General features: G+C 41.6%; 15 protein-coding genes. All 15 read right to left on the bottom strand.

The window, feature by feature from the left end; genetic code table 11:
* Positions 1-8 precede the first annotated feature (8 nt).
* On the bottom strand, positions 9-896 hold the full coding sequence (gene pstA, locus ACFSN5_RS03950) for a phosphate ABC transporter permease PstA (RefSeq protein WP_165213423.1): 888 nt from the start codon (positions 894-896) through the stop codon (positions 9-11).
* Positions 886-1,821: a phosphate ABC transporter permease subunit PstC gene (gene pstC / locus ACFSN5_RS03945; RefSeq protein WP_165213421.1), complete on the bottom strand. Its 936-nt coding sequence runs from the start codon at positions 1,819-1,821 to the stop codon at positions 886-888. Before pstC ends, pstA begins: the two co-directional genes overlap by 11 nt.
* A gap of 11 nt (positions 1,822-1,832) precedes the next feature.
* A complete protein-coding gene (locus ACFSN5_RS03940; protein WP_165213419.1) occupies positions 1,833-2,705 on the bottom strand; it encodes a phosphate ABC transporter substrate-binding protein PstS family protein in 873 nt (290 codons plus the stop codon).
* Between the two features lie 136 nt (positions 2,706-2,841).
* A complete protein-coding gene (locus ACFSN5_RS03935; RefSeq protein ID WP_165213417.1) occupies positions 2,842-4,158 on the bottom strand; it encodes an RsmF rRNA methyltransferase first C-terminal domain-containing protein in 1,317 nt (438 codons plus the stop codon).
* A 106-nt stretch (positions 4,159-4,264) separates the two neighbouring features.
* On the bottom strand, positions 4,265-8,437 hold the full coding sequence (locus tag ACFSN5_RS03930) for a glycoside hydrolase family 70 protein (RefSeq protein ID WP_165213415.1): 4,173 nt from the start codon (positions 8,435-8,437) through the stop codon (positions 4,265-4,267).
* Between the two features lie 1,192 nt (positions 8,438-9,629).
* A complete protein-coding gene (locus ACFSN5_RS03925; RefSeq protein ID WP_165213413.1) occupies positions 9,630-10,391 on the bottom strand; it encodes an inositol monophosphatase family protein in 762 nt (253 codons plus the stop codon).
* Entirely contained in the window at positions 10,381-10,665 is a 285-nt protein-coding gene (locus ACFSN5_RS03920; protein ID WP_398601065.1) for a UPF0223 family protein, read from the bottom strand. Before ACFSN5_RS03920 ends, ACFSN5_RS03925 begins: the two co-directional genes overlap by 11 nt.
* Positions 10,658-11,071 (bottom strand): Spx/MgsR family RNA polymerase-binding regulatory protein, encoded by a 414-nt coding sequence (locus ACFSN5_RS03915; protein ID WP_165213409.1) that lies wholly within the window; start codon positions 11,069-11,071, stop codon positions 10,658-10,660. The genes ACFSN5_RS03920 and ACFSN5_RS03915 overlap by 8 nt, the downstream gene beginning before the upstream one ends.
* 95 nt (positions 11,072-11,166) lie before the next feature.
* A complete protein-coding gene (locus ACFSN5_RS03910) occupies positions 11,167-12,084 on the bottom strand; it encodes a bifunctional riboflavin kinase/FAD synthetase (RefSeq protein WP_165213407.1) in 918 nt (305 codons plus the stop codon).
* 6 nt (positions 12,085-12,090) lie between these two features.
* Positions 12,091-12,987 (bottom strand): tRNA pseudouridine(55) synthase TruB, encoded by an 897-nt coding sequence (gene truB, locus ACFSN5_RS03905; RefSeq protein WP_398601063.1) that lies wholly within the window; start codon positions 12,985-12,987, stop codon positions 12,091-12,093.
* A 405-nt stretch (positions 12,988-13,392) separates the two neighbouring features.
* Complete coding sequence (locus tag ACFSN5_RS03900) at positions 13,393-14,565, bottom strand: IS110 family transposase (RefSeq protein ID WP_398600534.1); 1,173 nt, start codon at positions 14,563-14,565, stop codon at positions 13,393-13,395.
* Positions 14,566-14,828: 263 nt separating this feature from the next.
* Positions 14,829-16,202, bottom strand: coding sequence for a DUF438 domain-containing protein (locus ACFSN5_RS03895; RefSeq protein WP_398601061.1), 1,374 nt, complete (start codon positions 16,200-16,202; stop codon positions 14,829-14,831).
* A 1-nt stretch (position 16,203) separates the two neighbouring features.
* The gene (locus ACFSN5_RS03890) at positions 16,204-16,434 is read right to left on the bottom strand and encodes a DUF1858 domain-containing protein (protein WP_165213357.1); all 231 of its coding nucleotides are present in this window, start codon (positions 16,432-16,434) and stop codon (positions 16,204-16,206) included.
* A 151-nt stretch (positions 16,435-16,585) separates the two neighbouring features.
* Positions 16,586-16,906 (bottom strand): hypothetical protein, encoded by a 321-nt coding sequence (locus ACFSN5_RS03885; RefSeq protein ID WP_165213355.1) that lies wholly within the window; start codon positions 16,904-16,906, stop codon positions 16,586-16,588.
* Between the two features lie 514 nt (positions 16,907-17,420).
* On the bottom strand, positions 17,421-21,929 hold the full coding sequence (locus ACFSN5_RS03880) for a glycoside hydrolase family 70 protein (RefSeq protein ID WP_398601058.1): 4,509 nt from the start codon (positions 21,927-21,929) through the stop codon (positions 17,421-17,423).
* Between the last annotated feature and the right edge of the window lie 101 nt (positions 21,930-22,030).

Below are 22,030 nucleotides of genomic sequence, written 5' to 3'. Positions count from 1 at the left end.
ATATTCCCTTATTTCGCTGATGTCAAGCGAGCATGTAATTTCTTGCCCAAATAGCGAGCAGATAAATTAAAGATTAAAATGAAAATTAGAAGGATGGCGGCACTACCAGCCGACACCATAGTCGCATCAGGAATGGTCCCTTCGCTGTTAACCTTCCAAATGTGGACAGCCAGCGTTTCAGATTGTCTAAAAATCGAGATAGGGCTCGTAACGCTTAAAGGATTCCAATTATTCCAATCAAGAGCAGGAGCTGACTGCCCTGCTGTATAGATAAGCGCTGCTGCCTCACCAAAGATACGTCCGGAAGCCAATACAACCCCCGTAACGATACTAGGAATTGCTTCTGGAATAACCACATGAAGCACTGTTTCCCAACGAGAAAGCCCTAATGCCAACCCTGCTTCGCGCTGCGTATGATGGACATTGCGCAAACTATCCTCGACTGTCCGTGTCATTTGCGGCAAGTTAAAGACAGTTAAAGCCAAAGCACCCGAGATAATAGAAAAGCCATATTGAAACTGGACAACAAAAATCAAATAACCAAAGAGGCCTACTACAACAGAGGGCAACGAGGACAAAATCTCAATACAAGTTCGGATAAAATCTGTCAAACGTCCTTTTTTAGCATATTCAGCCAGATAAATCCCAGCTCCCATAGAAAGAGGAATGGAAATGATTAGTGTGATAACCAATAAAAAGAGGGAATTATAGAGTTGGACACCGATACCGCCCCCAGCTTCATACGAAGAAGACTTCCCTGTCAGAAAGTGCCAGCTGACATGCGGCAGTCCTCTGAGTAAAATGTAGAGAATTAAAGCAGCCAGTATAGTAACAATGATACCAGCAATCGTGTAGAGGATTGCCGTCATAACTTTATCAAATTGTTTAGCGTTCATAGTTTACTTTTTTCTCCCTCGTAATAAACCTCATCAGCATATTAAAGGCCAAACTCATAATCAACAGAACCAAGGCCAAGGACCAGAGAACATTATTCTGAACTGTTCCCATAACAGTATTTCCGATGCCCATGGTTAGAACTGACGTTAAGGTTGACGCTGGAGTAATCAGCGAAGTTGGCATAACAGCTGAATTTCCGACAACCATCTGAATAGCCAAAGCTTCACCAAAAGCACGCGCCATTCCAAAGACAACAGCTGTGAAAATCCCTGGCTTAGCAGCGTGTAGAATGACGCGCCAAATTGTTTGCCAACGTGTAGCCCCCATAGCCAGACTAGCTTCACGATAATGACGAGGAACCGAACGCAAGCTATCCGTTGTCATAAAGGTAACAGTAGGCAGAATCATGACGAAGAGCACAAAAACTCCCGAAAGGATCCCAAAACCGGTACCACCGAACAGTGTACGGACAGCTGGTACAACCACTTGCAAACCAATAAAACCATAAACTACTGATGGAATCCCTGTCAGAAGTTCAATAGCAGGCTGAAGCAGGCGCGCTCCCCGCTTGGGAGAAATCTCTGTCATAAAGATAGCAGCTCCAATCGCAAACGGCGTTGCAATCAAGGCCGATAAAATAGTAACAATGAAAGACCCCGTAATCATCGGTAGAGCTCCCATCATATATTGCCCGTGAGCATCTTTGACCGATGGTTTCCAGTTTTTTCCAAATAGAAAATCAAAGATATTGACACCATCAACAAAAAAAGTTGATAAGCCTTTTTGAGCTACAAAAATTAAAATCATGGCGACAATAAAGGCAATTAGCATCAAACAAAGAAAGGAGATGGTCTTGCCAAATTTTTCCAGCCGTGAATTTTTCGATGGCGAAGTTAACTGTGTCGCCAAATCCTGTTTTTTCATGAAAACTCCTCTTATTTAGTTGTCACATTACCATCAGCGTCTTTAACGACCTTCATATCATTAATGGAAATGTAACCCATGTCTTTAACGACCCCATTTTGAACCTCATCACTAAGGATATAATCCAAGAATTCCTTGGTTAAACCTGTAGCTTTCCCTTTGGTATACATATGCTCATAGGACCAGAGAGGCCAATCATTGGTGGTGACATTTTTTGCAGTTGGGGCATGTCCATTAAGCTTAACAGTCGCTACGCTATCATCAACGTAAGCAAAAGCCAAATATGAGATAGCTCCAGGAGTCTGTGACACAATAGAGCGAACCATACCGTTTGAATCCTGTTCTTGGCTCTGTTTGCTCTCCTTATTTTTCATGATAACACTGTCAAAAGTTGAGCGGGTTCCTGAGCCAGCTGCGCGATTGATAATGGTAATTTCCAAATCCTTACCGCCCAATTGTTTCCAATTGGTATATTCTCCAGTAAAGATTTTTTGCAGCTGCTCGGGCGTTAGATTTTTCATCCCTACCTCTTTATTCGCAATAACGGCGATCCCTGCGACAGCAACCTGATGATCAACGAGTTTGCTGGCATCAATACCACTTTTTTCCTCAGCAAAGACATCACTGTTACCAATCTGGACCGCACCGGATTGAACTTGAGATAAGCCTGTTCCAGATCCACCGCCTTGAACGTTGATAATCTTACCTTGATTCTTTTCAGAAAAACTGTCAGCTGCTCCTTCTACCAAAGGTTGCAGGGCTGTTGATCCAACAGAAGTAATATTCTCTCCTCTGTCAATCCAGCTGGCGCAGGCAGACAGACAAAAGAGAGCTGCCCCCATCATCGCAAGGAGAAACAAACGTTTTTTATTCCATTTTTTCATCTTCAATTCCTGTCAATTTAGTTCTAAAATCAAGCGATTGTAATATATAATTGGAAGCATCAAACCTCCACTCCTAATGATAACACATTACTTTTATTTTGGATATACCAGTTTTCATTGTAACAAAACTGTTACATCATGGGGAAAAGCGCAAACCTTTAGGGAAATAATTTTTTAAGGTTCCATTAACCAGTTTGGCAAATCCAAGACCATTGCCGCCCGCTAAAACCTGATACCAGCCATTGCTGTGCTCACCATCAATGGCTACTGTATTCCCAGAGACATAGGCTCTGAAGTCTTCTTCGCTTAAGGTCAAGCTATAATTGACTTGATCACTAGTCAGAGCTAACCCCAAAGCAAATGAAGGTTCAAATCGCTTCTTTTTAAAGGTTCCAAGATGGAGTCCATTGCGGGCTATCTTTAGGCCCGACAAATCAGGCAGGTCTTTAGGAAGACAGTAGAGCTCATCACCGAAGGTCTGCAGTATACCTGTTAGCTTGATGTTTAATAGCCGGTCCGCAAACTCCTGCCAGAGGCGCTTCTGCTCTTGAGTCAAATTGCTCTTAGGAGATTTGACTTTTAGGGGCTTCTTGAGCACAGGCCGTCTATCTTGCAGATGAGCGATGAACTGTCCCTCTCCCTTAAAACGATGAGGATATATTCGAGCGGTTTCAGGCATATCAATGCCGTCAACCATCCCATTAATTTTTTCAATTGGCAGCAAACGTAGATCAGGATAATGCTTCAAAAGCCAAGAGATAACAGTTTCGTTTTCTTCCGGAGCCCAAGTACAAGTAGAGTAAACAAGACGGCCACCAGGAGCCAGCATAGTCATGGCTTCTTTTAGAATCTCTCTTTGCAAGCCGGCACATTGAACCGGATAGTCCTGATACCAATATTGAATAGCCTCTGTATCTTTGCGAAACATCCCTTCGCCGGAACAGGGAGCATCAAGGACAATCAGGTCAAAATAAGCTGGGAAAATTTTAGCTAAACGCTGGGGAGACTCATTTGTCACCACAACATTACGCGCCCCGAAACGCTCGACATTTTCCACTAAAACCTTGCTGCGTTTTTTTGAAATCTCGTTACTGACGAGGAGTCCAGTATTATCTAAGTAGGAAAGTAAATGAGTTGTCTTACCACCAGGAGCAGCCGCCAAGTCTAAAACCTTCATGCCCTTGGCCGGAGCGGCAACTTGCCCCACCATCTGAGCAGCTGGTTCTTGTGAATAGACCAAACCGGTAACATGCTCAATAGACTTGCCTGAAATCTTGCCATAATAGCCCCAGAGTGTATGAGGGATTGCATTAGGAAAACTTTGTGGTACTTTTTTTAAAGGGTTTAAGCGAAAAGCGGACACAGCTTCTTGCTGCAGACTTGTCAAAAACTCATCACTGCTATCCCCTAAAATTGCTTGATATTTTTCAATAAAGTCCTTAGGTAATGTCATAAAAGCATTATACCAAAAAAGGCTAGTGGTTTGCACCATTCTAACCTTTTTAAAAGCATTTTCTATCTACAGCGAGAGACTTACTTTCGCTGATGAATCCTACATTCTAAAATCTGCCCCAAGGGAAGAAATCTCGAAGATCAAAGAAATCATAACCGCCGAAGCCATAATCTCTGAAACTGTAACCATAACGATTCCTTTCAGTATGACGTGGATAATGATAGAAGTATCCATTTAGAGAATAACGATTCTGATGACGAGGACGTTCATAAATCTGATTGCTAGATCGTCTTGACCTTTGGACTAAAACACCATTTGCATTAAAGTAAAGTCGTTGTCCATCGATGACCTGCCAACCAGTTACGGCAATACCATTTTTATCAAAGTAGAACGTTTCACCGTCTGAATTTTTAACAAACTGGTTAGAAACCATATTCCCGTACTCTTTATCGAAATATCTTACTTTACCTTTATCATCAGTAATAAAGCCGCCCTTAACTTGGAAACCATAAGCATCGTAGAATTGGGTGTAGGTCTTGTACTTACCTTTGACTTGAGTCAAGCCAACATCCATAATGCCATTGGTGAAATGACGCCATTTATTACCAAATTGATAGTAGCCATTCTCGTAACGCGTACCATCTCCAGTGAAATAAGATTTTTTACCTTGAGCATTGGTGATAAACTGGTTCACGGCCATATTACCATACTGTTTATCGAAGTATCTCACCTTACCGTCTTTATCAGTTACAAGTTCTCCTTTGATTTGGAAACCTTGAGCATCATAGTATTGGGTATAAGTTTTGGATTTACCTTTGACTTGGGTTAGACCTACAGCCATGACACCATTTTCAAAATGACGCCATTTATCGCCAAATGGATAGTAGCCATTTTCAAGGCGTTTTCCTTGACTGTTGAAGTAATAGCTCTTACCGGCATTATCCGTATAAATGCCATCTTTCAGAGCCTTACCATCTTTTCCGAAGTAATAAGTTGCACCGTTAATCTTTTGCATACCTGTAACCATGTATCCCTTTTGATCAAAGTAATACAAGTTATTATTTTCAGTGATAAAGCTAGATTTCGCCTGTACACCATTCTTATAGTAAACATAGCCCTTACCATCATGAGAAATACCTGAAACAGATGGTTTTGAAGGCTGAGAAGGTTTTGAAGGCTGAGATGGCTCAGATGGTTTCGACGGAGTTGTTGACTTACTAAACAAGGCTGTTGGCAAGTAGAGCTTATTGTCTGTCAGATTGAAATAGCCCTTGCTGTCACCCAGCACATATTTAGCTCCACGGCCTAAAATATTAGAACCATTGAAGTACTTAGCCGACCAGTTAGTAATCTTAACCGAACCATCAATTGGTTTTCCTGTAGAAATCTGTTTGGTCGTGAAGAGACTTGGGTAGAGCTTTTGCAGCTCATCTAAGAATTTACCGCCATATTGCTCTTGGTAATCACCATAAGTCTTGGTATTGACTACATAAGGCGTCTTGTTGATCGTCGCACCAGCCTTAGGTCTACCATATTGGTCAACCCGAGTCGCTGTGACTACTTCTTTGCCTGGCAGGTTATACATTTGATCTGGTACCCAGTCAGATAGAACCTTGATACCAGCTTGGTGCAAGCTCTTAATAGCATTGGCCAAATCTTCTTTGGAACCATACTTGTTGTTCTTACTCATGGCCAAGTCGTAGCGATCGCTAAAGGCGTAACCATTTAGAACAACAGAATCCAAGAAGGTTCCGTCTTCTGATGACACATACTGCGGTGCCATTTCAAATTGGGTAATGCCCCATGATTTAAAGAGATTTGCATTCTTAGCAATCACCGCATTGGTATATTGTTCAGGTGTCTTAGCAAAAGCTTGGAAATTAGAGAAACCTTCATAGATCACTTGGGAATCCAAGGCATCGCTCTGAGTATAGATATTAGATGATTTGTTACGTCTGGTGCTAGGAGCAATGCGAACATCCTGATTGTCAGCAGCACCAACTGGTACCCAAACTTGAATCATCCCTGAAACTTGAGCATTGGCAACACCACGAAGTTCTGAGGCATTGAAAATTAACCGTCCTTGGTTATCAGTATATTTATATTGACTGCTCTTAACATCACTGTCATTCAAATAAGTCGCAATACCTGTTGAAGTCGAAAGCAAGAGCGGACGGTAAGCTTGATTAGTATGGGCCGCTCCCATATTGAGAGTCACACCACGATTAGCTTGGAAGTTTGGTATATTGTTTATCAGGAGCGCCATACCTGATGTACGTGTTTCACTTGTTCCACGATCTGTTACACTATTAGCTCCCTTACCGTAACGGACAGAAGTCAAAATCCCGCCATTCCAATCTCTATTATACCCTGCAGTTTGACCGCCAGCAACGTATTTGATACGTGCCTTGAGCATGGTTTCAATGGCATTGTAGAACGGGGTCTTTGTGGCCATGTATTGACCGTCATCTGTGTACATATCACCATAATAAACACGGGTCACTGTATCTTTATTTTGCAGCATCCAAGCATAGGCCATTGGAAGGTTGTTGATATAGTACTGCTTATCTGTCGCGTACATATCTTTATTATAGATAGCAAAGGCCTTTTCTAAGTCATCTAAGGTGATATTGGTTAGACCATCGGTATTCGCTTTTCCTAAACGCTCCCGAATGATGGTGGCAATCCGAGTTTGTACTTCCGAATCATGAGCCCGAATAAAGACGTAGTTAGGAACCGGATCAGCACTGTTGGTTCGGCTGCGATTTTGCAAACCAGCTGTGGCTAAAGTACTCAAATCGCTACGGTAGGCTGACGCATACCCGAAAGCTCTCAACATAGCACTGCGTTGGTCATTATCGATAGACAAGGAGAAATTATCCTGATCTCTGACATAATCATTATCATTACCAGACCAAGCTTCTAAGATTGACAAATGATCAATGGCATTCTTTTCATTTTGGTCAATACCGTATTTGGCCTTGTAGTAATCGCGCTGAATCTGCAAAAGGTCAGCATCGACATTATCCACTGCATCAACCCGAACGCCATCAAAGTTAGCTTCCTTATCACCCATGACAATCTCACCCCAGTTCATGAGGTAATGGAAATGGTTGAGTTGTTCAGCTTGAACGATTGGGTTAGAGTTATCAACATCGTTAGCCAAAAGTAACTCATAACCACCATAAGAAGATTTATGGTAATTGACACGGCCATTTTGCTGAGTAGGATTGCGGTTGAGCAAGCGCCAATCTGAGTTAGCATGAGCCGTTGCTTCGTTATTGCTAAAGAGTAAGGCTCCCCCTTGGAAGTGGTCCTGATTAGGGTAAGCTGTTGGATTTTCCGAATTGATATTCCACTGAGATTGCGATTGAACAAACTGACTCATCTTATTGCGCAACCAAGTCGTATTCCCTTCGGAAGCAATTCTCTTTTCAATAGCGGTCTGAATAGCCTGAGCAGCGCTATCAAGATTACGGGAATTTTGTGTATAGGTACCAGAAACTAGACCTTCCTTAGCCCAGAAATTAACATAGGCAGCCTTGGTTGCTGTATCTGGCCACCAAGACATCAAGATAGGACGAAAATCGTTTTCACCACTGGCTGTCCACGTTTGACCATTTTTCAAGATAGCTTTAGGACGATACCAAGAATCAGCCGTCAGGTAGTTATCAACTGTTTCAAAACTGCTGGCCTGATTGCTATAAGCCTGATTATTGGTTGCAAAATCATTCACTGATGGTGTCTGTACTAACTTAGATAAGTTTAAATTATCAAGCTTAGGAGTCGTCAGCTCAGGTCTTTCAGCAACCAAACGATTAACGTCTGTCTTAACTGTTTCTGGTTTGGTTTGCACCAGGCGGTTAACTTGCCTAGCAGCCCTCGGTTGAGCCACAGCCGCTTGAGTGGTTTGTAACTGGCTCTCTTCTGCCTCGGCAGGCGCTTGACTGACTTGGCTTGTAACATTGGCTTGATCGGCACCCTTGTTCACTGAAAGATCAGCACTTTCTTCAACTTCTGTTTGGACAAGATCAACTTGAGCTGACGGCGCAATCTGAACGGCTTGCTGCTCTGTCACAGTTTGGGGTTCCGCAACTGCGGTTTGACTAGTTACAAGAACCTGATCAGCTGCCGACGCATCGCTAGTCACTACCGAGTCTGCATTTACAGTGCTTACCCCCAATAGCGTCATTGAAACGGCTGCTGTCGCAATGGCCACAGTTACCCAGCGCTTCTTAACCTTTCGCATCTTGTAATGCAATTTTGTTTCTCTCTCCATGAAAAACTCCTTTATCTTTATTTATTCGATAATTGAAATAGTATTTCTCATCAAAATATTTCAACATCCTAATTATCATAACATATCATTGGATTTATTACTAGTCAGTTATATTAATTTTACAAAAATATTTCCTGTTTTTTAATAAAGACAACTTCAAATCAAAATTGGCTTCAATTGTTTGCACTTAGTTAGGCTCAAAAAATTAGAAGCAAACAAGTCAAGGCCTTAGATAAATCCGTTATCACTGGATTTAACACGGCAAGTCCTATGGGATCTTGGCTAAAGCCCTCACTAACTCGCCTACCGCAATAATATCGATTGCTTCGGCTCGTATCGCAAGGCCTTAGATAAACCCGTTATCGCTGAATCTAATACAATACGAGACTGAGCAAAAACTCTCCAGTATTCCTATTTTGGAATAAACGCTTGGTTCAGTGCAGGCGAAGCAAAAATACAGTAAACTGAAGTCATTGACTTATTGTTTCGATTTTTAAAAAGTATTAAAAAATCTTCGTGCAGCTCTATAAAGAAAGGCAAGAAAAAAATCTGAGACAAAAGTCCAGATTCTTTAACATTGTTTTAAATTTACTAGATGGACGCAGTGGTTAGGAATAAGACTGGTTAGCTAGGCTAACTTAGTCTCATCCCTGCACAGTTCATGAGATACTTTACCACCAATGAACCACTGTTGATTGGCTTATTTTGCAACTGGGTGCTTTTTAATTTTTAGACACCTACCTTAAACACTACTGGACTGTTTAAGGACTACGCAAGGAGTAGTGGCCAGCCTAAATTGTGATGAACGCCGTTCATCCTATCTCCATCCTCAAAAGGTCTTACGACTTAACAAGACACCTCTACTTTATCATAAAGAAAAAGTAGTGAGGACTGTCACTGTCTCCCGTCGGAGATTTCCTCACTACTAATCTTAGTATGTTTGAGCTGTGCAGAGGTGGGTTAAAAAGCTCTGGTAGAGCTTTTTAATCGGGAAATAAAGCTTGCTGCAAAGCAAGTGTCAAAATACTCCAGTGGACTTTGGCAGTCTGGGAATAATAGACTGCCAAAGCCTGCCACTTAAAAACAGGACAGGGGCAAAGATCTGAGTCCTAAAACAAGAGAGCTAGGGACATCAAAGCCGCGATTTTATCACGATTTACTGATTGAATCCTACTCCCAACTTCCTCTTTGTTTATTTATGAATGATTTTTTTGACCCTTGCTACCTCTGCCTGTGGAATGAACATAACCGCCTGACGATTTTTGTAATCTAAGGGCTCTCCCGCCATGGTTAAGAGTTCATAACCTAATTTCTTTCCCATAATAGTTGCCGCTGCATAGTCCCAAGGGGAAATCGACGAGCAATAACCAAAGAACTCACCTTCCAGAACCCGACTCATACTGATACCAGCACTCCCTAAGACTCTGACACCAAGAAGCTCCTTGGAAAAGTCAGCTAAGCCAAGGTAGTTATTAGCATACATACTGCCATTTGCTCCCAGCAGTTGGCGACTCAAGGGACGAGCCTGATAAGAGAGTAAAGGACGACCGTTACAAGTTACTTCAAAATGGCCACCGCCGCTATAAAGCTTATCGCCTGTAACATCATAGATGAGACCAAATTTGCCAATTCCTTCCTCGTAGTAGGCAATCATAATCGCAAAGTCTCGCTTTTGAGCGATAAAATTGACCGTTCCATCAATTGGATCCAAGACCCACACATGACCTAACTGGAGATCATGATAGAGGCCGTTTTCTTCTCCAAGGATATAATCATCAGGATAGGCTTGCTGAATACACTCAACCATAAAATCTTGCGTATCCTTATCAATATTAGTGACCAGATCATCAAAACGGGTCTTTTCCTCAATCTGTAAATCTTCTGTCATCCGTTTACGGACGTAATCCGCTGCCTGTCGAATTAAGTTCTGAGCAAATTTAAATTTAATGTCCAAGGGAAATCCACCCTTCTTCTTTTCTTTTTGCTTTTGCTGCTTGAAGAGCTCGATAGCTGGAGTAGCCGCTAGCTTTTTCAAAAGCACGGTCAATCTGTTTTTCTTCCATCTTGCTTGGTATCACCTTTTTGAAGTCCCGATAAGCTTCCATAAAGGCTTTAACATCAACTCTGGATTCATAAGCCTCTTCAACACGATTCAAAAAAGAAAGCACTGATGAAATCTCGTCAGTGCTCCATGAAGAATCGAGCGAATAAGAATAATTCTTAGTCATGATTTCTCTCTAATTCTGCTCTAATTGTTGCTTGACGTAACTCTTGCTCCCGATAATGGCGAGGCAAAAAGGCTCGAATTTCATCTTCGTTAAAACCTATTTGCATCCGCTTTTTATCCAAGATGATTGGTCGACGAAGCAAGCTTGGATTTTTAGCAATCAAATCAATTAATTCTGAAATGGATAAATCGTCAACATCTATATCAAGTTTTTGAAAAACCTTTGAGCGTGTCGAAATGATATCTTCAGTTCCATTTTCGGTCAAAGCTAAAATAGCTCGTAATTCATCTGCCGATAAAGGACTGGTAATAATATTATGTTCTTGAAAAGCTACCTCATGGTTGGTTAACCAGGCGCGGGCTTTACGACAACTAGTGCAGCTAGGCGATAAAAATAGTGTAATCATAAAGTCATTAATAACCCTTTCACCCTGCCATTATACACAAAAAAAGCCAAAAATTCCAGATAAAATTAAGCCAACCCATATCACTAACTAGAGATTTAGAAGGGCCAATCGTTAGCCAGTTTTTGATCTTGCCGGAGCTGGTCAACTAAGTCATCTATTCCGTTGAATTTAATCATCTCACGAATTTTATATAACCAGATGATTTCAAGCTCTTCACCATAGATGTCCCCAGAGAAGTCAAAAATATTGGCTTCCAAACGGAGGGTAGTCCCGCCGAAGGTAACATTCTTACCAATGCTAGTCATGGCTCGGTACCTCTGTCCCTTTAACAAGATATCCGTGACGTAGACCCCATCGGCGGGAAGAAAAGTCCGGTCAAGAGGAGCCAGATTAGCTGTTGGAAAACCAATAGTTCGGCCTCTTGCGTCTCCATGAACGACAAGCCCTCTAGTTGAAAACTCATGTCCTAAGAGCTGATTAGCCTTGTCAACTTGACCTTGACTAATCAAGTTACGGATGCGAGTAGAGGAAATCTTTTGCCTATCTTGGGTGACTTCTGCCACTTTGACAAGTTGACCAGAAAAATTTCTTGCCAAGTAATCCGCATCGCTTCGATCATGGCCAAACTTATAATCAAAACCAACAACAATCGTTTGAGCTTTCAGAGCCTTAATATAGGTCTTAATAAACGCATCAGAAGCTATTTGTGCGAAGTTTGACGTGAAATTTGTCAGATAGAGATAGTCCACCCCGTAATCCGCAAACTTAGCATAGCGTTTCTCTGGGGAAAGAATATGATTAAGTAAATCAGGTTCAAAACGTGAGAAAGCTAATTTAGGAGACTCATAAAAAGTCAGGACAGCCATTTTTAACTGTTTTTCCTCAGCCAATGCCTTGGCGCGGTCAAAAAGAACCTTATGTCCCTTATGAAGGGCATCAAAATAGCCCAAAACAAGGACTGTTTCCTCTTCTTGTCGAATATCGTGATAATCTTTAATTGAAATAATTTCCATTGCTTCTCAAATAAAAACCTTACGCGGTTTGTAGCTCTGATCACACTTTTCTAAAATAGCTACCAAATGTCCCTGATAGAAGGCCGCCAAGATCTGTTCTTGTGACTCTTCAGTTTGCAAGTCAATAAAGCGACCAAATGAGATATCCTGCTTTTGTTTATCAGACAGGTCTACATGGGGAAGATCTAAGACACCATACTCGATTGGCAAAAGAAAATCATAGTCTCCCGCAGCAACCCTATCAGCAAGTTCAGATAAAGTATAGGCTTGCTCAAGCTGCAATCCGGCTGAAGCAGTTCGCCTGAGAGCAGACATATGGCTGGCATAACCAAGCCTAGCCCCTAAATCAACTGCCAAAGTCCGAACATAGGTTCCCTTGCTACAGGATACTCGAAAATCAAAATGACATACACCATCTTCAAAGCTTAAGGGAGATGTCCGAACAAACTCTCCAATTGTCACTTGACGCCGAGGACGCTCAACAGTCTCACCTGCCCTAGCATACTCATAAAGCTTGCGACCATTGACTTTGACAGCAGAATACATAGGCGGTATTTGTGTGATTTTCCCTAAAAAGCTAGACATGGCTTGGTCAACTTGTTCATCTGTCAGTTGCTCCTCCCTACTAATAGGAGTTTTATGAACAAGCTGGCCACTAGCATCCTCGGTAGTAGTCGAATAACCTAGGGTAACCTGCCCCTCATAAACCTTACCGCTTTCGGTCATGTATTCTAAGACACGGGTTGCCTTGCCAACCGCAATAGGCAGAACTCCCGTCACATCGGGATCAAGGGTACCTCCGTGGCCAATTTTTTTTTCTTGCAAAATCTTTCGCAATTTAAAAACTGCATCATGACTGGTCATACCAGCTTCTTTTTTAAGATTAATAATACCGTTAATCATTCTGATATTATACCTTTTTTTGGAACTAAAAGAAAGGGAGTGGAAAAAACCAAAAATTGAAAATTTTGGTTCTCCCCACATCCTGGTTTTAAAGTGATAACCTGAAACGGTCTCTCCTCAGACCGTTTTTGACACTTGCTTTGCAAGTTTTATTTCCCGATTCAAAAAGTCTCCCAGACCTTTTGAATTGAGGCTGGAAATAAGATGAACGATGGCCATCACATTCGTTTAGGTTTTCTGATTTGGTACAGGAGTATGACTTCTTGGCGTAGCCAACAAGTCTTGCTCCCAAGCACTAATCCAAGAGTTTATTCTAAAACAGGTACTGGACGAGTTTTATACGAAAACTACAAAGAATGCAAAAATTCCCTCCCTATGATATAATCAAAGCGAAAAAAATTATATTTAGACTACTAGCTCGTCCCTAGTAGTCTTTTTCTGTGCTAAAAATTCAGAATAAGTCATCTGTCCTTTTAAGAGGATATAGGCTATTTTTAATAATTGATGTGCTAGGGCAATTGTTGCTTTCTGTGGACCACGCCGATTTTGAATCTGATAAAATCGTTCCACTAAGGGACTTCCTTTTTGATTCCTAGCGGCAAAAGCGGCTTGACATAAGCATTTTTTCAAATAGGAATTACCATGTCGAATCTTGGTACTACGTTTCTTGCCAGCACTCTCATTATTACCAGGACAAAGTCCTGCCCAAGAGGCTAAATGTCCAGCAGTTGGAAACTGGCTCATGTCAACACCAACCTCAGAAATGATGACAGAAGCTGTAATCACATCGATACCAGGAATAGAATCCAAAACTTCTACTTGTTTCTCGTATTGTGATAGATAGCTATTGATTCGCTCTTCCAACAACTCAATCTGCTTCTGATAAAAATCATAAATCTCCAAGGACTGCTTTAACATAAAGCAATGATGGTCAGAGAAATAACCATCCAAGGCTTCCAGAAGTTGTGGCACTTTCTTCTTCAAGGTGGTATAAACTGATTGATGGACAATGCGAGGAGTAATAGGCGTCTTATCAATCAATAGTTGAAGGAGATGACGACCAGAAGCACCCATAATATCTTCGATATACGTCGTTATCTTAATGCCGCCTGACTGAAGAATTTTATGAATACGATTGGTTTCACGATTACGGCTTTCCACATAATGTTTTCGTTGTCTGGTCAACTCTCTCAATTCTTGGATGGTTTCATCGGGAACGAAACTCCGAGGAAGCAGACCAATCCGTGTTAATTTAGCAATCCAGTGAGCATCTTTCTTATCGGTTTTCTGACCCGGAATGGCCTTCATGTGAGCTGGTTGAGCGAGTATCAACTCGAAGTCATCACATAGAGCATGCCAGACAGGTCGCCAATAAACACCGGTGCTTTCCAGACCAACGGCTTCCACATGAAATTGTCTAAGAAAATCGTGGCAAGCACGTAGGCCTTTAGTTGTTGTATCAAAAGTTGCCATCTCACGCTTTGGACGAGTTGAGGTGAGTGACCCATGTAAAATACAAACAACAATATTGGCTTGATGGACATCAATACCTGCACAAGATTGATAGAGAACATCCATGACAATTCCCTCCTTCCTAAAATAAGAGAGCTTATCTACCGAATTTTAGTCGTATTTTTATACTCATGCTTATCGCATATTTTGGGGTGCTCGTCAGTAGAGTGGATCAGTTTTGCCCTCGATTACTAGAATCATTAACTCGTCAACCACAAAGCCCTCACTAAGATTATACACCTAGTGAGGGCTGTGTGTCCGTTTTCATTATTCTGTGGGTGAGGGCGGAGCCATCATGGATGTCTTGCTCAGTGCCTTTGGCTTTTTACTTATTCGATGATATCACGTTGGTTATCTCCTTCTAACTCAAAGAAGGGTTGAATATCTTGAACATATTCCAGTACCCCTTGAAAATGTCCAGCTTGATCACGAACAGCAGCGTAGGTGACATACACAAACTGACCTCGCTTTTGCGATTTAAACCACATGGTCACCTTATCTTGTTGGCCTGATTTCAACAACTCAAAAACACGTTTAACCTTATCTAAAACCTTAGGCGGATGGCAGAGCTCAACATGGCGGCCAATTTGACTGGGACTTCTTTTAAAAATCATCTCCTGTGCAGGGACACTATTGTTGTAGTACTGAAAAATATCGTCTTTATTAACAAAAGTCACTTCCAAGGGCAGATGGTCCAAAATTAAATTGGCCTGCTCAAGCGACAGGTAACCATTGGTAAATTTCTGCGGAGTATGGCGGTCAACTTCCTCTCCTCGTGCTTTAGGAATGAAACTGATTTTAAATTGCCCTGCCGGTGTATCAATGACTTGCTCCTGCCCTTCTGACAAGTGGTATTCTGAAGGAGCTTGCTCTGCTAAATTCTCAGCAGATCCCTGCCCTTCTGTCTGGTCGGAATGCTTTTCAAAATCCTCTCTCTTGGGCAACCACTTCTCCTCAGGTCTGACAATGGCATAACCAATCGCATCACTTTCCTCAGCAATTTTCAACCAGTCATCTTGAGTAAAAATCTCTAAAAGAATCATCAGCAAGATCGATTCTTCTTTAAAAATCATCTCTTCAAATTCATGAGCAAATGCTTCAAAAGCCTGACTGATAGAAGTAACTGGAACATCTGGAAGCTGGTTAACCTGAAATTCTAATTTTTTAAAGAGGTCCCGAATCTCATCATCCACACCCCACATCACCCGAGGTGGGGAATCATGCCCGTAAGCCTCCATGATTGGAAAAAAGAGATCTTCCTTACGCTGATAGTGCAGCTGAAATTGACCTAACAAGGTCAACTGATGTTTCAGCCCTTTAATGATATCAGCTTGGAAATCTTCATTTTCAGACTGGTCCAAATTATCTAAAATCCGCCGAATCCTTAATAAAGCTCCTCTCAAAGCCAAATTTTCCTGTTTGAAAACATAAACAGGATGACCAAGATGATCAGCATCTGCTACCTCCACCTCTTCCACTGCATTCTTAAACAGATTAGCATGAACATCACAGAGATCCATAACATCTTCAAACGTCACACCAGATTTTTCATCAGACATCAGTTCATGCTCCATAAGGGAAATTTCTAAAGCCGAAACGCCTTTAAAGGTCTTATCGAAACGCTCTTGAACCGCCTCAGGACTAGCTCCGTGGTGAAGGTCTAGAAGAATATCTTTTAGTATTTCGATACGATTATCAGTCATCTCAGTCTCCTTTCACCTCATAACCATTGAATTCCAGCGTTCGCTTAATCTTTTCCAAAGGAACATTAGCTAGTTTAGAACCAGCTTTTAAGCTAGTAGCTTGGCCGAGGGTCTTTAACATTACCGGATTAGCTAGAGGTTTGAAACCCAACTCAATCAAAATGTCTTTTAGTTCTGGGTGCTCTTTGACTATTTGAGCAACCGGTTGAGATAAATCTATAGTATTGGTCATCAGCATGACTCACTTTCTCTTTTAATAATCTTATTATAACAAAAGTAAAGCCAAGTAATCCGGACAGAGAAAGGTTAGTCCGCTTTTTTTAGCAAGTCCCTATAATCGATCCAAAAAAGCCTCGATCTTAAATCGAGACTTTCTCCTACTCTTATTTTGCTTCCCAGTAACGCACTGTAAAATAAGTAGTTGTTGTGATACCAGTTTTACTGTCATAGGTAGTAGAACTTGAACTACTATCACCACGCCAATAATATTGGGTGAAGTCCGTTCCTTCCGTTGGAATGACATTGTCATTAATATCCACATTATGGACATTTAAATCATAGTAGGTACGATAATAATTAGGATTTGGAGCAGTACCATAGCGATTAGTCTCAGTCCAACCGAGAGCTGAAACAGTTGAAGATGCTGCCAACATAGCTCCAGCTAAAGCTGAAGTGAGAAGAAATTTTTTGATAGGTGATTTCATAAAAGTTGAATCCTTCCTTCTTAAAGTAATGATAGCTGAGTTACCTCAACCAATCTATTTTATAAGACAACGGATTCCTAATCTAGTACCTTATCCTCAAATGTTTCCTATTTGGCCTAGAATGTTCTTCTGCCACAACTATTTAGTAGGCTGCTACTATTATTTCCATCTTTTAATTTATAGTTAGATTAAATCAATGCCAACAGTTGCTATTCACCTCCTCCTGAATTGGCAGGGACGTGAAAAAAGGTCCAGTGAAGCTTTTACGTTGGGAATTGAGCTGATATGATTACTAGTCATCACAACCTCTTTTGCAGTTCCACTGCGAAAAAACCATTAGACTAAAAGATGTGTTGAACACCTTGTTCGCTATCCTTTTAAAATCAATGGAACCGCTAAACTGTTAATTTGATTTGAACTGAGTATTTATTGGACTTATATTGGATACAAAAACAATAACTCACACCAAAACAGAGCTGGGAATATCCCAGCTCTGTTTGAGTCGCATTCAAGTTTAAATATAGCGAACGGATGTTAGTTCACCAGTATCTGCATCAAAGGTATAGATACGGTTGTCAATTTTTACAGTTGTTCCCTTAGCTTGTGTACCATCAGGATTAAAGTAGAGATGCTGACCACGGATATCACGGAATCCTGTTACAGCAACCCCGTCATAACCAAAGAAATACCAACTACCATTAACGAGAACGAATTGATTGGTAACTCGATCACCAGTGTTTGCATCGTAGAAATACTTATGACCATTGGCATCTGTAACCACGATTCCCTTAGCTTGCTGACCAGTTTCAGCATCAAAGTACATGTGACGAGATTGGATGATTTGATGACCGCGAACCGCATAACCATCTGCCCCCATATAGTACCATTGATTGGAACCTGCCTTCGTTTCTAGGAAGCTGTTGGTCACCAAAGCACCTGTATCAGCATCATAGAAACGCAATCCTTTAGCATCACGAACAAAACGACCTTTAGCTTGCTGACCTGTCTTGGTGTCAAAATAAAGCTTTTGACCATTGATGGTCTTTTCACCCTTGGCAATATGGCCGTTTTCATCAGCATAGAACCAAGCATTGTTGCCTGTTGAGAAGAAAGTGGAAACAGCTAAATCACCAGTATCGCCACGATAGAAGGAAGTATTGCCATCCTTATCTGTCACAAAATCTCCCTTGACTTGGGCACCAGTCTTAGCATCAAAGTAAAGCTTTTGCCCTTTAACGGTTTGCGCCCCCTTAGCGATAAGGCCTTGGTCATCTGAATAGTACCAATGACCATCTTTATTGAAGAATTGCCCTTTAACAAGATTCCCTGTATTCTTATCGAAATACCGCGTTTGTCCAGCCTTATCCGTTACAAAGTCTCCCTTAACTTGGAATCCTTCTTCATCGTAATATTGAACATTACCATGAATCGTCACCAAACCTACAGACATAAAGCCATAATTGTCAAAATGACGGAAGCGTAATTGACCTTTGGAATCAGTCATCGCAAACCATTCATTATTGCGGCTTCCCTTATACATAACGCCAGTTTTACCATAGTAGACAGAACGTCCATGCTCATCTTCCATAACAGCGTCTTTCAGCATCACACCATTTGGCAAGAAGTAATAGAATTTCGTGTTAATAACGTTAGGTCCAGTAACCATGTGACCAGTGTAGTCAAAGTAGTATGTGTTTCCTGCTACTGTAACAAAGTCAGATTTAGCCTGATTACCAGCAGTGGTAAAATAGGTCATTCCCTTGCCATCATTGTAGAAACCAGTTTTAGCTTCCTTATTACCAGTCAGTACAGCTGGTAAAAACTCACCCTTTTCATTGACAGTGAAGTACTTACCAGTACCTTCATCGTTAAGAACGTAATCAGTACCACGACCGAGAACATTAGTACCATTAAAGTACTGAGCAGACCACTCCTTCAACTTCACAGATGAATCAATTGGTTTACCAGTTGAAATCATCTTAGTGGTAAACATTTCAGGATACTGCTTCTGCAATTCAGCTAAGAATTCACCACCGTATTTTGCTTGGAAATCTTTCCCTGAGCTCTTGGTGTTAGCCAAGTAAAGCTTATTCACCATCGGTTGGTCAATTTTTACACGGCCATAGTTGTCAACACGACTAGCCGTAACAACTTCCTTACCTGGCAATTGATAGATTTGATCTGGTACCCAGTCAGCAATGGCTTGAATTCCAGCTGCATGGAGGGCCTTCAGGGCGTTAGCTAAGTCTTCCTTAGAACCGTATTTGTTATTCTTGCTCATGGCAAGGTCATAACGGTCACTGAAGGCATAGCCATTTTGGATAATAGAATCCAAGAAGGTGCCATCCGTAGCTGAGACGTACTGAGGTGCCATCTCAAATGACGTTACGCCCCAAGCCTTGAAGAGATCCGTATTTTCAGCAATTTTCTTATTAGTATACTGAGCATCTTTTTGAACAAAATCTTGGAAGTTTGAGAAACCTTCGTAGATTAATTGTGAATCAAGAGCCTGACTAGCTGTGTAAGACTTGTCACCCTTAGCATTAGCTTTAGTTGAAGCAGCTACACGGATATCTTGGTCAGACTTAGCTCCAACGGGTACCCAGACTGAAAGGTAACCATTGACTTCAACTTGTTTGTAACCCTTGATTTCGCTACCTTTGAAAGTAATGAAACCGTCCTTGTCAGCAACCTTGGTCAAGTTTGTATCTGAATCATTGAGATATTTTTGCAGTCCCTTATCGGTTGTCAAAAGCAATGGACGATACGCTTGGCCGGCATGGATTTTACCAACATTAACCTTGATTTCTTCATTAGCATCCAACTCCAATTCAGGGTTGTTAGCAATCAAGCTGAACATACCTGATGTTTTAGCCAGTTGACCGCCGGTCATATCATCGGCAGACATGACATCTTGGCCAAAACGAACAGATACTAATACTTCGCTGTTACCCAGCACACTTCCGCTATCAGGATTTTTAGCCTTCATAGCGGCTGAAGGTGTATAAGCCTTATGTTCCATGGTTTGACCACCAGCTGCGTAACGAATACGGGCACGCAGGAGAGTGTTGATGGCATCATAATACGGCGATTTGGTTTCCATATATTGGCCATCATCAGTGAAGAGGTCACCATAGTAGACCCGAGTCACTGATTCCATATTGGACAGCATAATCGCATAGGCTGCAGGAATATTATAGTGCGTATAGTGTTTTTCAACACTGTTCATGTCCTTGTTGTAAATGTCAAAAGCCTGTTTCAATTGATCCAAAGTGAAAGTGAAACCATCTGTCGTTGGATCAATTTTTTCTTTAATAATTTGAGCAATGACAGTCTGAACTTCTGAGTCATGCGCCCGAACAAAGACATAAGATGGTTGAGTATCACCATACTTATCATCTTTAGTCCGGTCAGTCAGGCCGTATTCTGACTTAATCAAGGTTGACAGGCCTGGAGTCCGCTCGCTAAGTGGGCGCGTCAATGTATAAAGAAGCGAAAGACGCAACCCATTATCCATAGCTAAAGCGGCACCGTTGGTATCTTGGTTATAATAATTATCATTGTATGACCAAGCTTCCAAAATTGAGATATGAGCTAGGGCTTGTGCTTCTGATTTATCGACACCATAAACAGCATTAAAGTAGTTGGTATAGAGCTGCAAAGTATCAGCGTCAACATTATCCACCGCATCAACACGGATACCATCAAAGTTAGCATCCTTATCACCCATGACGATAGAACCCCAGTTCATAAGATAGTGAATTTGGTTAAGCATTTCTGCCTGAACGACTGGGTTAGAGTTGTCCACGTCATTGGCCAGAAGGAATTCATAACCTCCGTATTCGTCAGCCTTAGAGTAATGGGTCTTACCATCTTGACGAGTTGGTGTGCGGTTAAGCAAGCGATATTTTGAATCTGCCCACTCGGTTAATTTATTATTGGTATAGAGCAAAGCACCGCCTTGTAAGTGGTCATTCTTATCAAATTGCTCACTATCACTATTCCAACGAGATTGAGTAGCTACAAAGGCAGCCATAGCATCACGTAACCAAGCGGTCCCTTGTTCCTTGCTGATGCGTTGCTCGATCTTCATTTGAATCATTTCAGCGGCTGTATTTAAAGCAGTCTGAGAGTTTTTAGTTGTAAATTCTTCTTTGCCCCCCAAAGCCTTGCTCATGTAGTTGAGATAGGCTACTTGAGTATCCTTATCTGGCCACCAGCTTGTCAGAACTGGACGTAGGTCAGTTTCTTTGGAATCAACCCAAGTCTTACCATTTTCAAGAATCTTAGTCGGACGATACCAGCTTTCTGCTGTTAAATAACCATCCACCAATTCAAAACTTTTTGCTGATGAGTCAAAAGCTTTATTGTTGATCGAAAAGTCCGAAACAAGCGGTGTTAGCCCTTGACTAAACGAATAGGTTGACGTTGATGACAGCGCACCTGTTTCAGCATCAAAGTAGAGAAGTTGACCCTTAACAGTGATGGCAAAGTTCTTTTTATAGGAACCATCAGCCATGACATAGTAATACTTCCCATCAACTTTTTTGATGTTGTCAAGAGAAAGCGCTGCTGCCTCTTCTTGGTCTGACAAATCAGCGCCTTTTTCAGCCGTACGATTCTCAGCAGCAGGTGCTGCTTCTGACACAGCCGTGTTCGTATTATTTGAAGCTGCTGCCTGTGGGGCTGCTGGAGCTGCTGGTTGATTATTAGCTGAGACGCCATCAACATTTTGGACTTGATCAGTTTCTGAGTTCGTATCTACTGAACTTACTGCCGCTTGTTCAGAAGTTGCCTTGGCATCGGTTGCCTGCGCAGCGTCAGAATCTACTACTTCTTTATTCTGACTAGCAGAGGTGTTTTGTTCAGCACTAGCTGAAGCACCATTTCCTATGTCATCGGCAGAAACAGTCTGACTGGCAGCACCAGCGCCAATGACACTAGCAAGGCCAGCAGAAGCAACAGCAATGGTCACCCACTGTTTCTTAACCTTATGCAACTTGTAACGTAATTTTCTTTCCATGAAAATCATTCTCCCTTTAAATTTTAATAGTGAAATATTATTGACCTAAAAATTATTTCACTCACCAAACTATCTTAACACTTTTTCAAAAAAATTACTAG

The sequence above is a fragment of the Streptococcus tangpeifui genome (assembly GCF_044503215.1).
In the GTDB taxonomy this organism is placed as follows: Bacteria; Bacillota; Bacilli; order Lactobacillales; family Streptococcaceae; genus Streptococcus; species Streptococcus tangpeifui.
Note: the sequence above shows the minus strand (reverse complement) of the source record. Positions and strands in the feature narration are given on the sequence as shown.

Coding starts and splice junctions, on each gene's coding strand:
- ACFSN5_RS03930 (WP_165213415.1), bottom strand. CDS start 8,437: ATGGAGAGAGAAACAAAATTGCATTACAAGATGCGAAAGGTTAAGAAG.
- ACFSN5_RS03940 (WP_165213419.1), bottom strand. CDS start 2,705: ATGAAAAAATGGAATAAAAAACGTTTGTTTCTCCTTGCGATGATGGGG.
- truB (WP_398601063.1), bottom strand. CDS start 12,987: ATGATTAACGGTATTATTAATCTTAAAAAAGAAGCTGGTATGACCAGT.
- ACFSN5_RS03915 (WP_165213409.1), bottom strand. CDS start 11,071: ATGATTACACTATTTTTATCGCCTAGCTGCACTAGTTGTCGTAAAGCC.
- ACFSN5_RS03880 (WP_398601058.1), bottom strand. CDS start 21,929: ATGGAAAGAAAATTACGTTACAAGTTGCATAAGGTTAAGAAACAGTGG.
- ACFSN5_RS03895 (WP_398601061.1), bottom strand. CDS start 16,202: ATGACTGATAATCGTATCGAAATACTAAAAGATATTCTTCTAGACCTT.
- ACFSN5_RS03910 (WP_165213407.1), bottom strand. CDS start 12,084: ATGGAAATTATTTCAATTAAAGATTATCACGATATTCGACAAGAAGAG.
- pstA (WP_165213423.1), bottom strand. CDS start 896: ATGAACGCTAAACAATTTGATAAAGTTATGACGGCAATCCTCTACACG.
- ACFSN5_RS03885 (WP_165213355.1), bottom strand. CDS start 16,906: ATGAAATCACCTATCAAAAAATTTCTTCTCACTTCAGCTTTAGCTGGA.
- ACFSN5_RS03935 (WP_165213417.1), bottom strand. CDS start 4,158: ATGACATTACCTAAGGACTTTATTGAAAAATATCAAGCAATTTTAGGG.
- ACFSN5_RS03920 (WP_398601065.1), bottom strand. CDS start 10,665: ATGACTAAGAATTATTCTTATTCGCTCGATTCTTCATGGAGCACTGAC.
- ACFSN5_RS03890 (WP_165213357.1), bottom strand. CDS start 16,434: ATGACCAATACTATAGATTTATCTCAACCGGTTGCTCAAATAGTCAAA.
- pstC (WP_165213421.1), bottom strand. CDS start 1,821: ATGAAAAAACAGGATTTGGCGACACAGTTAACTTCGCCATCGAAAAAT.
- ACFSN5_RS03900 (WP_398600534.1), bottom strand. CDS start 14,565: ATGGATGTTCTCTATCAATCTTGTGCAGGTATTGATGTCCATCAAGCC.